The 14372-nt window shown below is 43.6% G+C and carries 13 protein-coding genes and 1 other RNA gene; 9 read left to right on the plus strand and 5 right to left on the minus strand.

The window, feature by feature from the left end; genetic code table 11:
* The 7 genes from ACP45E_RS09080 to ilvN all read left to right on the plus strand — a co-directional run.
* A partial coding sequence (locus tag ACP45E_RS09080) for an efflux RND transporter permease subunit (protein WP_141707269.1) occupies nucleotides 1-1400 on the plus strand: 1400 nt, incomplete at its 5' end.
* Between the two features lie 271 nt (nucleotides 1401-1671).
* Nucleotides 1672-2199, plus strand: a complete 528-nt coding sequence (locus ACP45E_RS09085; protein ID WP_017036552.1) for a phosphatase PAP2 family protein — start codon at nucleotides 1672-1674, stop codon at nucleotides 2197-2199.
* A gap of 3 nt (nucleotides 2200-2202) precedes the next feature.
* Nucleotides 2203-3249 (plus strand): MJ1255/VC2487 family glycosyltransferase, encoded by a 1047-nt coding sequence (locus tag ACP45E_RS09090; protein WP_017038108.1) that lies wholly within the window; start codon nucleotides 2203-2205, stop codon nucleotides 3247-3249.
* A 352-nt stretch (nucleotides 3250-3601) separates the two neighbouring features.
* On the plus strand, nucleotides 3602-4561 hold the full coding sequence (gene leuO / locus ACP45E_RS09095; RefSeq protein ID WP_017036554.1) for a transcriptional regulator LeuO: 960 nt from the start codon (nucleotides 3602-3604) through the stop codon (nucleotides 4559-4561).
* Nucleotides 4562-4724: 163 nt separating this feature from the next.
* Nucleotides 4725-6533: an AMP-dependent synthetase/ligase gene (locus tag ACP45E_RS09100; RefSeq protein ID WP_017036555.1), complete on the plus strand. Its 1809-nt coding sequence runs from the start codon at nucleotides 4725-4727 to the stop codon at nucleotides 6531-6533.
* A gap of 423 nt (nucleotides 6534-6956) precedes the next feature.
* Nucleotides 6957-8678 (plus strand): acetolactate synthase 3 large subunit, encoded by a 1722-nt coding sequence (locus ACP45E_RS09105; RefSeq protein WP_017036556.1) that lies wholly within the window; start codon nucleotides 6957-6959, stop codon nucleotides 8676-8678.
* Between the two features lies 1 nt (nucleotide 8679).
* Complete coding sequence (gene ilvN / locus ACP45E_RS09110; RefSeq protein WP_026026635.1) at nucleotides 8680-9174, plus strand: acetolactate synthase small subunit; 495 nt, start codon at nucleotides 8680-8682, stop codon at nucleotides 9172-9174.
* Nucleotides 9175-9282: 108 nt separating this feature from the next.
* Here the strand turns inward: ilvN and serA are convergent, their stop codons facing one another.
* From serA to zapA, 5 genes are all read right to left on the minus strand, one after another.
* Nucleotides 9283-10512 carry a phosphoglycerate dehydrogenase gene (gene serA, locus ACP45E_RS09115; RefSeq protein WP_017036558.1) on the minus strand — a complete coding sequence of 410 codons (1230 nt, stop codon included), beginning with the start codon at nucleotides 10510-10512 and terminating at the stop codon, nucleotides 9283-9285.
* 259 nt (nucleotides 10513-10771) lie between these two features.
* Nucleotides 10772-11428 carry a ribose-5-phosphate isomerase RpiA gene (gene rpiA / locus ACP45E_RS09120; protein ID WP_017038106.1) on the minus strand — a complete coding sequence of 219 codons (657 nt, stop codon included), beginning with the start codon at nucleotides 11426-11428 and terminating at the stop codon, nucleotides 10772-10774.
* A gap of 121 nt (nucleotides 11429-11549) precedes the next feature.
* On the minus strand, nucleotides 11550-12140 hold the full coding sequence (locus tag ACP45E_RS09125) for a 5-formyltetrahydrofolate cyclo-ligase (RefSeq protein WP_017038105.1): 591 nt from the start codon (nucleotides 12138-12140) through the stop codon (nucleotides 11550-11552).
* A gap of 32 nt (nucleotides 12141-12172) precedes the next feature.
* Nucleotides 12173-12357: non-coding RNA, 6S RNA (ssrS, locus tag ACP45E_RS09130), on the minus strand.
* A gap of 56 nt (nucleotides 12358-12413) precedes the next feature.
* On the minus strand, nucleotides 12414-12722 hold the full coding sequence (gene zapA / locus ACP45E_RS09135) for a cell division protein ZapA (RefSeq protein WP_017036561.1): 309 nt from the start codon (nucleotides 12720-12722) through the stop codon (nucleotides 12414-12416).
* Nucleotides 12723-12997: 275 nt separating this feature from the next.
* On the opposite strand from zapA, the gene ACP45E_RS09140 reads away from it, so the two are divergent.
* Together ACP45E_RS09140 and ACP45E_RS09145 are read left to right on the plus strand one after the other, a co-directional pair.
* Nucleotides 12998-13576 carry a YecA family protein gene (locus ACP45E_RS09140; protein ID WP_017036563.1) on the plus strand — a complete coding sequence of 193 codons (579 nt, stop codon included), beginning with the start codon at nucleotides 12998-13000 and terminating at the stop codon, nucleotides 13574-13576.
* A gap of 136 nt (nucleotides 13577-13712) precedes the next feature.
* Nucleotides 13713-14372: FAD-dependent monooxygenase (locus tag ACP45E_RS09145; RefSeq protein WP_198927702.1), on the plus strand; the 660-nt coding region annotated here is incomplete at its 3' end.

Raw genomic sequence — 14372 nt, forward strand, 5'->3', positions numbered from 1 at the left:
CCGCTCTTCCGATCTTAGTGGTGGATACTATTGTCGCTTCAGCCGAGCGTCTTAATGCTCAATTGAGCGAGGATGCCGAAAATGGTGAGCCGCTGGTTATCAATATCACGACTCAATTCAACGTCAATGCGGATGCGAATGAATCCGGTCCCCATTTAGCTACCGTTCGGCTTGATCTTCTTAGCGCTGAGATTCGAAATACGCTCATTGACGATTTTATTTCAGCCTGGAGAGAAGATGTCGGAGAGCTCGCCGATCCTGTCTCTCTGGTCTTTAAACAACCGACAATGGGCCCTGGTGGACGAGCCATTGATATTCGAATCAAGCACGATGATCTTGACGAGCTTAAAGCGGCGTCGATTGATATTCAGCAATATCTGAATCAATTTTCTGGTGTATCCGGTGTGTTAGATGACATGCGCATGGGTAAAGAAGAGATACTGGTTAAACTGAGACCCGGTGCTGAGACTTATGGTGTGAATGGCCAAATGATAGCGAGTCAACTGCGTGCGGCCTTCTTTGGTCAAACGGCCGATGAAATTCAAGTCGGGGTTGAAAATATCAGCATTGAGGTTCGCCTTAATAAAGTCGAAGCGGGTGACCTACAACAGCTATCCAATTTCCCCATTTTCTTAGCTGACGGAAACCAAGTGCCACTGGCGACCATCGCAACCCTCGATTTTCAGCGTAACTACGTTCGGATTCAGCGAATCGATGGCTTGCGAACGGTCAGTATCTTTGGTGATATTGATAATAACAAAACCAGTTCATCGGCCATTGTGGCTCAATTTAGACAGGAGATGGCACCCAAATTATTAGAAAAATACCAAGGATTGCGCTTTGATTTTGAAGGTGAAGCCAAAGATGCAGCGAAGACAGGGGCTTCGATGGGGAAAGGGTTCCTACTTGGGCTATTTGGCGTTTTTGCCATCTTAAGTTACCAATTCCGTAGCTATTTAGAGCCTTTCGTTGTGATGCTAGCGATTCCTTTGGCCTTTATCGGCGTTGTCTGGGGGCATTTAATCTTAGGGTATTCGCTCAGTATGCCCAGTCTCATGGGGTTTGTTTCACTGGCTGGCATCGTCGTGAATGACTCTATTTTATTGGTGCAGTATATTCGCCATCACGTCGATGAAGGAGACTCGGTTCATCAGTCTGTTGTTAAAGCGAGTCAAGAGCGCTTTCGTGCGGTGTTTTTAACATCAATGACAACCGCGGCCGGGTTGTTACCCTTGTTGACGGAAACCAGCTTGCAAGCTCAGGTTATTCAACCTTTGGTCGTTTCGATTGTGTTTGGTATTTTTGCTTCAACGCTCTTAGTGCTATTCATGATACCGGCGTCTTATGCTGTGCTGGCGGATTTTGGTTTGGTGCATAAGCATGAATCATTAGACGCTTAAAAGAGATAAAGAGATAAAGAGATAAGCAAGTAAAACTGTATCGACAGGGCATTCATTTAATGCCCTGTTTTTTTCCTATTGCATTGTCACGAATAGAATCCTACCTGACCTTCAAATACGGTTGACTACGACAAAGAGCCAATCACAGCAATCTTCATCCTATCTAAAATAAAACGTCACCCAGTTGTCATTTAACTTGCTTAGCTTGGTTTAACACACAGTGTTATCAGCCAAGGTTACCAACCAAGGTTAACCAATAAAGGGAGTCATGATGCGCAGTTTTGAATCGGTTACTAAATTTGATTTGGCTTTTTCTGCTTTCTGCCTTGATCACCGCTTTTCATATCAAGTGGCGAGGATCAGCAAAGCAATATCGCACAGTGGAGACGGTCATCTCTACGTCATTTTCGGTCTCATTGCCTATTTCTATGGGGGCGCCAATGGAGAAATGTTTTTTTGGAGTATCATCTTTGCGTTTGCAATTGAATTGCCGTTGTACTGGATAATGAAAAATAGCGTCAAACGAAAGCGGCCAGATGAGCTCGTGCCATACATTGCCGCTTTCATTACACCTTCTGATCGCTATAGCTTGCCTTCTGGGCACACCGCCGCTGGTTTTTTGATCGCCACACTCATCGGGCATTATTATCCGGAGCTCGTGCCTTTTGCGTTGGCGTGGGCATGTTTAATTGGCGCGTCGCGAGTGTTACTTGGCGTCCACTTCCTAACGGATATTGTTGTTGGTGCGTTGCTGGGAATAGGCAGTGCACAACTCATTCTTACTGTGGCGGGAGTGTAGTTGATGAAAATTTTATACGGCGTACAAGGGACGGGGAACGGTCATATTGCCAGAGCTAGAGCCATGAGCGCGGCACTCAAAGCACGAGGTCTTGATGTTGACTACTTATTTTCAGGTAGGGACAAGAATACATACTTTTCGATGGAAGCATTTGGATCTTATCAAACTCGAAAAGGGTTAACGTTTTCAACTGAAAATGGGCAGGTGAGTTATTTAAAGACAGTTAAGAACAATAATGTGTTGGAGCTTATTGATGAAATCAAACGACTAGACCTGTCAAAGTATGATTTGATTTTGAATGATTTCGAACCCATCACGGCCTGGGCGGCAAAATGGCAGAATAAAACCTGCATCAGCATTAGCCACCAGAATGCTTTTCGCTATAGCGTGCCACTTAAAGGAGCGAGCTGGTTTGATAAACAACTGATTCACCATTTTGCTCCTTCAGATTATGCCATTGGACTCCATTGGTATCACTTTGAGCAGCCGATTCTTCCCCCTATAGTGCATTCAATCCATTGCCCCAGTGAGCAAGGGAACTTCATATTGGTCTATCTGCCATTCGAAAATAGCGATGAAATTTGTAATTTGTTGTTTCGTTTTTCGAGTTATCAGTTTGTTTGTTTTCACCCTGACGTTAACAAGGCTGAAACAATTGAGAATGTGGAGTTGCAGCCTTTGTCCCATGAAAGTTTTCAATCGTATCTGCATGGTTGTAATGGTGTCATCGCGAATGGTGGCTTTGAGCTTCCCTCAGAAGCGTTAACTTTGGGTAAAAAGCTGCTCTTAAAGCCATTATCGGGACAATTCGAACAGCAAAGCAATGTTGCTACTCTCGATAGTTTAGGATTGGCGACGAGCATGGAGTTTTTAGATGCGTCTAAGGTACGGGTTTGGCTTGATGAAAAGCCCGGCGAAAAAGTCAACTATCCCGATGTAGCACAAGCAATAGCGGAATGGGTGCATAAAGGACGCTGGGATACTCAAGATTTATTGTGCCGGTCTTTATGGGAGAAAGTGGATTTTCCCAGTTATGTTTCAAATTTATAACTAATTATAACTCTAGTGTATCGTTTTATCTGACCAATGATATTCTGTGTAAATGTAACAGTATGTTAACGAGCTCATTGATAGGCCTGGTCAATATTAACTATAAAAACCATAAAACCCCCGTTTTATGGTTTTTTATGTATTGCCTAACATCATGTTTTACAATGTTTTTTATTTATATAAGATAAAATTAACTGATTAATTGTCAATCGAGTTGCTAATCATTGATTAATTCGCAGATAGTAATTGTCAGCTAGGAAGTATCTAAGAAATGAATAATAGCGATGGGGCTTATATTTCTTTTCATACTAATTATAAATGTTGACGATAACGAGACAAAGAGGCATGCCCGATGTTAGATAAAAAAGACGCGATGAGTGCAATTGCAAGCTACAGAATGGAAAGTACTTTACGCGGGGTAGATTTGAATCTGCTCACTGTGTTTGATGCCGTAATGCAAGAACAAAACATTACAAGAGCAGCACATAACTTAGGGATGTCTCAACCAGCGGTGAGCAATGCCGTCGCACGTCTAAAAGTGATGTTTAATGATGAGCTATTTATGCGCCAAGGCCGAGGCATTCAGCCAACACAACGTGCTCGTCAACTTTTTGGTCCAATTCGTCAAGCGCTTCAACTTATTCGTAATGAGCTACCTAGCTCTGTGTTTTCACCAGAAACATCAACGCGCCTATTTAAACTCGCGATTTGTAGCCCTTGTGATATGCGCTTTGCTCCTAAGATTATGTCAACCGTTCATGAGCAAGCACCGAATGTTAAGCTTCATTTAGATGCCGAGTTTGACCGCAAGCTTGCTGAGCGTATGCGTTACCAAGAGATTGATTTTGTTATCGATTATGCTCGATTCGACGAGCAGGGTTTCTCGAGTACTGAAATATTCCAAGATGAATTGGTTGTTGTTGCCTCGACCGCTCATGCTCGCATTCAAGGTACAGTTTCTGCTGACGAATTAATGATTGAAAAGCACGCTAAATTGTCGAAAATTCACGGCCAACGTAGTTTCTCTGAGCAAGCGTATCGAGATCTCGACTGCCAACCTTATTATGAAGGCACGAGCTTAAGTAACGTTCTTTACGTTGTCGGCCAATCAGAGTTAGTCACGATTGCTCCTCGTTGGATGGTTGAAAACGCGGCGAACCGAGAGCAGCTTCAAATCATCGATTTCCCGTTTGAGAACGCCAATATCAGCGGCTTCCTTAGCTGGCACGAATCAAGTGAAAAAGACAAAGGCCACATTTGGTTCCGTGACCAACTTATGATGATTTGCGGTGAAGTTGTTGCATTGAAATAATTCAATACAAATTGATAACAAAACCTTGAGCTGATTGAGTCAGTTCAAGGTTTTTTATTATCGAATAATTGATAACTTTGAAGTGAGTCAGTTGCCTTTTTTTAACTGGAATGTACACTTGTCCGCTCAAATAGCTTACATGTGTAAGCCAAAGGTAAAAGACATGGCCAATTTAGATTTTCACATCATTAAATGTATTAGAGAGCAAATTGCAAAAGGCGGCGATCGTATCGCGCTTAAACATAAAGTTAATACCAACTGGAACGGAATTAGCTGGAAGCAATTTGGTCAGCAAATGGATTCATTATCCCTTGCTTTATTGGCTCACGGACTGAGAATTCAAGATAAGGTTGGCATCTTTGCCAACAACATGCCTCAATGGACGATAGCAGATTTTGCCGCACTGCAAATTCGCTCTGTATCGGTGCCTATCTACCCGACCAATACAGCTGCCCAAGCTTCATATATTATTCAAGACGCCGATGTGCGTATTTTGTTTGTCGGTGAACAAGAACAGTTTGATGCAGCCATTGGCTTGTTCGATGACTGCGAACAGCTAGAACTCATCGTGGCTATGTCCGATGATATTAACGTTGGTGAACTTGATTTCGCGATAAGCTGGCATGATTTCCTAGCAAAAGGCAGCGATGCTCACCAAGCAGAACTCAATCAACGTGTCAGTGATATCAGCTTAGATGATTTACTTACCCTAATTTATACCTCCGGGACCACGGGCCAGCCTAAAGGTGTGATGCTCGATTACGCGAACATCGCGGCTCAATTAGAAGGGCATGATGAACGATTGAGTTTAACTCAAGAAGATGTGTCATTGGCTTTCTTACCCTTGTCACACGTGTTTGAGCGCGCTTGGACATTCTATGTATTATACAAGGGCGCCACTAACTGTTACTTGAAAGACACCATGCAAGTAAAAGATGCGTTAGGTGATATTCAGCCAACCGTCATGTGTGCGGTCCCACGTTTCTACGAGAAGATATTCTCCGCCATTCATGAGAAAGTATCCAAAGCGCCCTTTATCCGTAAGGTGTTATTCACCTGGGCGGTAAACATGGGTGCGAAGATGTCACTTTGCCATCAGGAAGGCCGTGAGCCCTCGTTGATGTTGAGAAAATCCCATCAGCTAGCAGACAAACTGGTGCTTTCAAAACTGCGTTTATTGCTGGGTGGTCGAATCAGCTTTATGCCGTGCGGCGGAGCAAAACTGGATGAAACCATAGGCCGATTTTTCCACGCTATTGGTATCAACGTTAAACTTGGTTACGGCATGACAGAAACTACGGCGACGGTTTCATGCTGGGATGATCAGTGTTTCAACCCAGACTCCATTGGTATGTCGATGCCGGGCGCTCAAGTTAAAATTGGTGAGAACAACGAAATTTTAGTTCGCGGTCCAATGGTTATGCGTGGCTACTATAAAATGCCAGAAGAGACCGAGAAAACATTCGATGAACAGGGCTTCTTAAAAACCGGTGATGCGGGCCATATTGATGAGCATGGCAACGTCTTTATTACTGATCGCATTAAAGAACTAATGAAAACCTCTAACGGTAAATACATTGCACCGCAAATGATCGAGGGCACCATAGGTAAAGATCATTATATCGAACAGATTGCAGTGATTGCCGACACGCGTAAATTTGTGTCTGCTTTAATTGTCCCTTGTTTTGATACACTGGAAGAGTATGCCAAAGAGCTGAACATCAAATACCACGATCGTATTGAGTTGGTTAAGCATCATAAAATTGTCGAGATGTTTGAGAGCCGAGTCAGTGGTCTGCAAGATGAGTTAGCGAAATTTGAGCAAGTCAAAAAGTTCAAGTTGTTGCCAAAAGCGTTTTCTATGAACAGCGGAGAGTTAACCCCAACTCAGAAACTGCGTAGAAAAGTGATTAGCGATAAGTACCAAGATGAAATTGAAGAAATGTACACAGAAGTTAAGAAAGATAAGTGATTTCTTAATGAGATAATTTTTGACTTGTTTAAAAAACCTCCATGCGGCAGTAAAAATTGTTGGTGGAGGTTTTTTTATACCATAAGCATTCTTTTATTCTATTTTTATCATCGCAAATAAAGAATTATACGCTTTTATTTCTATAACCTCGGTCACTTAAGCCGTTAAAGTTTTATTTGGTGGTTTTTTAAACCTAAATTTTCGCATTATATAGACGATTTCGTTTATCTCGATCTTTATCGCATTAGATCCTTTGCTAATAAAACGTTACAGTTGTTGAGATTCTTGTGCTTGAGTATTACAAGTCAAGACATAGCCAAAAAGTATGACAACTGGAATTAGGCTACAAATAAGCCCTAGACTATGCAAAACCCAGCTAATTGATAGACCAAATCAAGGTAGCGGTGGGAAAGGAGAAAGAGTATGGAAAATTTATCTGGTGCTGAGATGGTGGTTCAATCTCTGATCGAAGAAGGTGTCGAGCAGATTTTTGGTTACCCCGGCGGATCGGTGTTAGACATTTATGATGCCTTGCATGCAAAATCCGATGAGATTAGACATGTTTTGGTGCGTCATGAGCAGGCGGCAACCCACATGGCTGATGGCTATACGCGCGCGACAGGGAAGCCTGGTGTTGTGTTGGTGTGTTCAGGCCCTGGAGCCACAAATACGGTGACGGGTATTGCTACTGCCTATATGGATTCCATTCCAATGATTGTTATCTCAGGTAACGTCCCACGTAACTTAATTGGTAACGATGCCTTTCAAGAGTGTGACATTGTTGGCGTTTCTCGCCCAATCGTGAAGCACAGTTTCTTGGTGAAAAATACCGAAGAAATCCCAGAAGTAATGAAGAAGGCCTTCTACATTTCGACAACAGGACGACCAGGCCCTGTGGTTATCGATCTTCCCAAAGATGTGATGAGCCCTCTGAATAAACTGCCTTATGAGTACCCTAAATCAATCAACTTACGTTCTTATAACCCAACAATAACGGGCCATAAAGGCCAGATTAAAAAAGCACTTAAAGCACTATTAGCGGCTAAAAAGCCGGTTATGTATGTGGGTGGTGGTGCGATCATTTCAGAAGCTGATCAACAATTACTCAAGCTATCAGAAGCGTTGAACCTTCCGGTGGTCAGCACTTTGATGGGCTTAGGTGCTTTCCCGGGGACTCACAAGAACGCTCTCGGTATGCTAGGTATGCATGGCCTTTATGAAGCGAATATGGCGATGCATAATGCAGACCTAATTTTTGGTATTGGGGTTCGTTTTGATGATCGAACCACCAATAACCTCGATAAATACTGTCCAAACGCCAAGATCATGCATATTGATATTGATCCATCATCAATATCTAAGAATGTAAAAGTGGATCTGCCGATAGTCGGCTCTGCTGAAAAAGTGCTTGAGAGCATGCTAGCCATCTTAGAAGAGCAGAGTGGCACGAATGACTCGGAAGCGATCGATCGCTGGTGGAGTGAGATTCAGGTATGGCGAGATCGTCAGTGTCTGTCCTATGAGAAACAGCCCGATCGTATTAAGCCTCAGCAAGTGATTGAAACCCTGCATAAATTGACCAATGGCGATGCGTATGTTGCTTCTGATGTAGGCCAACATCAAATGTTTGCAGCTCTCTATTACCCGTTTAACAAGCCGCGTCGTTGGATTAACTCTGGCGGTTTAGGCACGATGGGCTTTGGTTTACCGGCCGGCATGGGGGTGAAATTTGCGAAGCCAGACGAAGAGGTGGTGATTGTTACCGGTGATGGCAGCATTCAAATGAATATTCAAGAGCTTTCAACTGCCCTTCAATACGATATTCCCGTGAAGATCATTAACCTAAACAACCGTTTCTTAGGCATGGTTAAACAGTGGCAAGATATTGTTTACCAAGGTCGTCATTCAAATTCATACATGGATTCTGTGCCTGATTTTGCTGCGATTGCAGAAGCGTATGGTCATGTTGGTATACGTATCACTTCACCAGATGAGCTAGAGTCGGGAATGAAAAAAGCACTGGATATGAAAGATCGCCTAGTGTTTGTTGATATTACCGTGGATGAAACAGAGCATGTTTACCCGATGCAAATTCGTGGCGAGGGTATGGACAATATGTGGCTAAGCAGAACGGAGAGAACATAACATGAGACATATTCTTTCAATATTAATGGAAAACCAAGCGGGTGCTTTATCTCGTGTCGTTGGTTTGTTTTCTCAACGTGGCTATAACATTGAATCGTTGACGGTTTCACCTACTAATGATGAAACTCTGTCGCGCCTTAACATCACAACCGAATCGACCGAGATGCAATTAGAGCAGATTCAAAAGCAACTGCATAAGCTGATTGATGTCTTAAAGGTACAGGAGGTCACGGAGCTTGAGCATATTGAGCGTGAATTAATGATGGTGAAGGTCAAAGCCAGTGGTTTTGCTCGCGCTGAAGTGAAGCGCACCGCGGATATTTTCCGTGGTCAGATCGTGGATGTTACCGCTTCCCAATATACGGTCCAGCTAACAGGAACCAGTGAAAAGTTGGATGCCTTCATCAAGGCGCTTTCTGAAGTCACCGATGTGATTGAAGTAGCTCGAAGTGGCGTGGTGGGTATTGCTCGTGGAGAGCGTGCTTTGAGAGTTTAGCCGTACGTTTTATTTGTTTGATAAACCCAATAAAAGGAAAAGGCCACATTTGAGTGGCCTTTCTGTTTTTTGAATTATATCTCGCTTTTTTAAGGGAGATGGAAGAGCTTAGTGAAGAATACGAGCACGAAGTGTGCCTTCAATGCTTTTCAGTTTTACTAATGCTTCTTCTGAGCGAGCGGTTTCAACATCAATAACGACGTAACCGATATCGGCATCTGTTTGCAGATATTGTGCGGCAATGTTAATGCCTTCGGCAGCAAAGATGGTGTTAATTTGAGTCAGGATACCAGGACGGTTTTCGTGAATGTGCAATAGACGTGAACAATCACCATGCTCTGGTAGAGATACCTCTGGGAAGTTAACACTGGAAAGTGTAGAACCATTATCAGAGTATTTCGCTAGCTTGCCAGCAACCTCAACGCCAATGTTTTCTTGCGCTTCTTGAGTTGAACCACCTACATGCGGCGTCAAGATAACATTATCAAATTGCATTAACGGAGATTCAAATGGGTCTGCGTTTGTTGCCGGTTCTGTTGGGAACACATCGACCGCACCACCTGACAGGTGACCTGATTCTAGAGCGCCACATAATGCTGGAATATCAACCACAGTGCCACGGGCAGCATTGATAAAGATAGAGCCAGGCTTCATACGTGCAAACTCTTCTGCTCCCATCATGTTCTTGGTTCCTGCCGTTTCAGGTACGTGCAGGGAAATAACATCACATTTGTTGAGGAGCTCGCTCATTGTGCTGATTTGAGTCGCGTTACCCAATGAGAGTTTATTTTCGATATCGTAGAAGTAGACTCGCATACCCAGGTTTTCAGCAATAATCCCCAGCTGAGTACCAATGTGGCCATAACCAATAATACCTAAACGCTTGCCACGAGCTTCGTATGAACTGTCTGCGCTCTTTTTCCAAATACCACGGTGGGCCAGGGCATTCTTTTCTGGAATGCCACGAAGAAGCAAAAGAATCTGGCCGAGAACCAATTCTGCCACACTTCGAGTGTTTGAAAACGGAGCGTTAAAGACTGGAATTCCGCGCTTTGTCGCTGCCGCTAGATTCACCTGGTTAGTACCAATGCAGAAACAACCGATCGCAACCAGCTTTTCAGCCGCATCAATCACTTCTTGGGATAAATTCGTACGAGAACGGATACCGATAAAATGGGCATCTTTTACCGCATCAAGTAGAGCCTCTTCCGACAAAGAGCCTTTATGATATTCGATGTTGCTGTAGCCAGCGGCTTGAAGAACCTCTACTGAAGAAGGATGCAGCCCTTCCAATAGTAGAATTTTAATCTTGTTTTTTTCCAGTGAAACTTTGGCCATTATTCTCGTCCTTAAAATGGAAAGTTGGGCAAACGCGGCGCACATTGGTCAAAAGCAATGAAAAGGGGGAAATCATCGATTTTGTTGGAAGACAAACGTTTCCTTGTGCGTCTTCTGTTCAATAAAGTAACAAATAATTTTGCTTTTGGGTAAGAAAATTACGGAATAAGCCATAATAATATTGCGATAAACCACAAAAAACGGCACCCAAGGGTACCGTTTGTAATCAAATAACAGAAAGTGCCTTTCTTTTTATCGATTATTCTTCAATTTTTGCGCCGTCAGGCGTACCGGTGATAACCACATCAGCACCACGACGAGCAAATAGGCCATTTGTTACAACCCCCACGATCGCATTAATGGTTTCTTCTAACGCTTTTGCGTCAGTAATGCTTAGACCGTGTACATCAAGAATGTCACAGCCATTGTCTGTGAGTACACCTTCGCGGTAAATAGGGTTGCCGCCGAGCTTGGTGAGTTCGCGTGCTACGTGGGCACGTGCCATTGGAATGACTTCAACAGGGAGTGGGAATGTACCCAGTACATCTACCGCTTTTGTTCCATCGACAATACAGACGAATTTTTCAGAAATGGCGGCAACAATCTTTTCACGGGTTAACGCTGCACCGCCGCCTTTGATCATATCGCGGCTTGCGTTGATTTCGTCAGCCCCATCCACGTAGACATCCAGCTTTTCTACATCGTTACAATCAAAGACTTCAATACCAAGTTCGATAAGCTTCGCTGTTGAAGCTTCTGAGCTTGATACTGCACCTTTAATGTCATCTTTAATCGAACCAAGAGCATCGATGAAGTGATTAACTGTAGAGCCTGTACCTACGCCGACAATACTGCCTTTTTTTACAAACTTTAGCGCTGCCCAACCGGCTGCTTTCTTCATTTCATCTTGAGTCATGCTCATCCCCTGCGAGTCGTTAATATGAGTATTGGATACGAATGGTTAATGCGACTGGTTAATGCGAACGTTAATGTCAATAATTAACCGATTTTTGCGGCGCGATTATAACGGTATTAGCCTAAGATTCCCATTGCCATACTTTGCTTGGTGTCACTATTTTTGGTAGTGGCACATCCCATATTTCACTCGGTAGCGTCTCTATATACTGACAATCGTGTGCAAGCCCAATAGGCACCGGCCCTTGTTTGTGCTTAAACCAAGTTTCTAGTGTTCGGTCGTAATAGCCTCCACCCATACCAAGCCGTTGTCCTGTTGAGTCAAAGGCAACCAGTGGTGTGCAGATAAGGTCAAGTTCTGCCACAGGCTTGACTAAGGCTTGATTCAGTTTAGGTTCTACAATTTGGTATCTATTCAGGGCTAAGGGCGTTGTTGGGGTGTAGTGCAAAAAGAGCAGATGCCCTTTTGAAAAGGGGTGCAATACTGGCAAGTAAGTGGATTTTCCTTGTGCCCATAACCATTCAATCAGTGGCGTGGTATTAATTTCACCATCCGTTGAAAGGTAAAGCGCAATATGAGAACTTGCTGAGCACTCTGGTAGGGTCGAGAATTGCTGAATAAGGTCGATTCCAGCTTGATGCTGAGTGTCAGAGTGAAGTTGATTTCGTGCTGTCCGGATTTGTGATCGTATCGCTTGTCGAGATAAGGTCATGCTTCCGCCTATTGTGTAGCAGGTATCGAATAGGATACCCCAGAGTGCCGTTGAGGATTGTGGCCCTTGAACCATTTGGTTCAAGGCGGGTCAGCAAAGGTGGCCGTAGGCTTCTCGGTACGAGCCGAGCTTGCTCAATAGTCATCGAATACTAACCCTAGGGTATTGCTTATCGGCTCAGGGACTTAAATCCTGCTGACAAACACTCCAGGGTAAATATGGTCACAGATTAAACGATAACGTTTATCTGTATGGCAAAGTGTAACAACAAGGTTATTGCTGTTCTTGAGTGACTTTGCTTAACGCCTCATCTAATGATGCTGAGAGAAGTTCCATTCTCTCGGTAAGTTTACTTTGCTGGGATTGGTCGTCTTTATTTTTACTGTGTAGCTCATAGCAAATATTTAGAGCAGCAAAGGTCAGTAGCTGAACTTCATTGGTGACTTTCGTACGCTCTGCAAGCTCACTCAGGCGTTTATCAAGGTCGATAGCAGCGTGTTGCAAAGACTCTTCTTGCCCAGGAGGGCAGTTCACTCGAGTCAATTTGCCTAAAATTTTAACGTCTACCGCTTGATTACTCATTATGCTTCAACTCTACTCTTGCAACGTCATACTTGCAACTTTGGATGGTGCGTAATTAAGGATGATGGCAATCAATGCAATCACCGAGTCGGAAACTATAGAAAAACCGCTCATAACATTCAAGCTTTTCCCGTAACAGGTGTGTAAAACAAGTGCTAAGAACACAGTTATTGGGCAAATCGGGTGAAAGCTAACCATAATGCCGTTATCTCTATTTTCGCCTGTAACGACGAAATGTTAGAATGATAAATACTATTAGAAAAACAGGCCTAATCATGAGCGAAATGACATTACCAGCATACCTTTCAAGTGCAACGGAGTTGCAGTCTGCCACATTGGCCGTTAACCCTTCAGAACTCCACGGTTTATTGACCGGAATGTTATGTGGAGGCTTAGCGGTAACCGATAAAAGCTGGCAACCTCTGATCTTCGATTACACAAATGATGGCATGGGTTGGCCCGATAAAGCGCTACAAATCGCTCAGCAAATTTTTGATGCGACGTCGAAAGAATTAGCCGGTTCTGATTTTGAGTTAACCCTGTTACTGCCAGATCAAGAAGCCAGTGCCACCGTGTTTGATCTTGCCGATGGCGTATCCGATTGGATCAATCACTTTATCTCGGGGCTTGGGTTGGTTGGAACGAAATTAAACAAAGCCCCTTTGGATGTGAAAGAAGTCCTAGCTGACTTGGAAGAAATGGCCAAGCTTGGTATCGATGAAGATGATGATATTGAAGAGCAAGCTCTGTTATTAGAGCAGGTAATAGAGCATGTGAAAGTGTGCGTTCTCACTATTAATGCCGAATATGGTGTTAAAGAGAAAGAAAGTTCAAAAAAACCAACACTGCATTAGAACTGTCAGCCAATTCAAGCTCTAATAGGTAAAAGAAGAGATGTTTATTGTCCATGATAAATAAGCACGCGGTTCGTCATGAACAATCAGTGATAGATACGATGGTGATAAAGATGTTGATAAAAAAGCAGGGCCAATGAAAATGTACGATGTGGTTATCGCTGGTGGAGCGATGGCGGGCGCAACCTTAGCGTTAGCGTTATCTGAGCTGAGTAAACAAACCCTGTCGATTGCAGTTGTTGAGTCGTATCAAACTGATCATCATGCTCATCCTGGTTTTGACTCTCGTTCTATTGCTCTTTCTTCGGGGACGGTGGACATTCTAAAGAGCTATAACCTTTGGGATGGGATAAAACCAGTAGCAACCGCCATTCGTCACATTCATGTGTCTGATCGTACTCACTTAGGCATGACCGACATTCACCAAGCTGATGTGGGTGTTGAGGCGTTGGGGTATGTGGTCGAGCTTGCCGATATTGGACAAATTTACCAGTCCAAAATGTTAATCCGCTCAGATATCGATTTTCTTTGTCCGGACTCTGTGTCTCAGGTTAAGCAAGAAGCTGATTACGTTAAATTAACGCTCTCTAGTGGTACCGAGATTAAAGCTAAGTTGTTGGTTGCCGCCGATGGTGCCATGTCGACATGTTGCCAGCAAGTTGGGCTAGATCTCTATCAATATGATTATCAGCAATCTGCTGTCATTGCCAACGTTGTCAGCCGAGAGGATCATTCAGGACGTGCATTTGAACGCTTTACTCAGCACGGCCCACTAGCTTTAGATCGGAAGAGCGGT

The organism is Vibrio genomosp. F10 str. 9ZD137 (assembly GCF_049974785.1).
Taxonomy (GTDB): domain Bacteria; phylum Pseudomonadota; class Gammaproteobacteria; order Enterobacterales; family Vibrionaceae; genus Vibrio.

Excerpts from the sequence above, each read along its gene's own strand:
- ACP45E_RS09085 (WP_017036552.1), top strand. The coding sequence starts at position 1,672 with ATGCGCAGTTTTGAATCGGTTACTAAATTTGATTTGGCTTTTTCTGCT.
- ACP45E_RS09090 (WP_017038108.1), top strand. The coding sequence starts at position 2,203 with ATGAAAATTTTATACGGCGTACAAGGGACGGGGAACGGTCATATTGCC.
- leuO (WP_017036554.1), top strand. The coding sequence starts at position 3,602 with ATGTTAGATAAAAAAGACGCGATGAGTGCAATTGCAAGCTACAGAATG.
- ACP45E_RS09100 (WP_017036555.1), top strand. The coding sequence starts at position 4,725 with ATGGCCAATTTAGATTTTCACATCATTAAATGTATTAGAGAGCAAATT.
- ACP45E_RS09105 (WP_017036556.1), top strand. The coding sequence starts at position 6,957 with ATGGAAAATTTATCTGGTGCTGAGATGGTGGTTCAATCTCTGATCGAA.
- ilvN (WP_026026635.1), top strand. The coding sequence starts at position 8,680 with ATGAGACATATTCTTTCAATATTAATGGAAAACCAAGCGGGTGCTTTA.
- serA (WP_017036558.1), bottom strand. The coding sequence starts at position 10,512 with ATGGCCAAAGTTTCACTGGAAAAAAACAAGATTAAAATTCTACTATTG.
- rpiA (WP_017038106.1), bottom strand. The coding sequence starts at position 11,428 with ATGACTCAAGATGAAATGAAGAAAGCAGCCGGTTGGGCAGCGCTAAAG.
- ACP45E_RS09125 (WP_017038105.1), bottom strand. The coding sequence starts at position 12,140 with ATGACCTTATCTCGACAAGCGATACGATCACAAATCCGGACAGCACGA.
- zapA (WP_017036561.1), bottom strand. The coding sequence starts at position 12,722 with ATGAGTAATCAAGCGGTAGACGTTAAAATTTTAGGCAAATTGACTCGA.
- ACP45E_RS09140 (WP_017036563.1), top strand. The coding sequence starts at position 12,998 with ATGAGCGAAATGACATTACCAGCATACCTTTCAAGTGCAACGGAGTTG.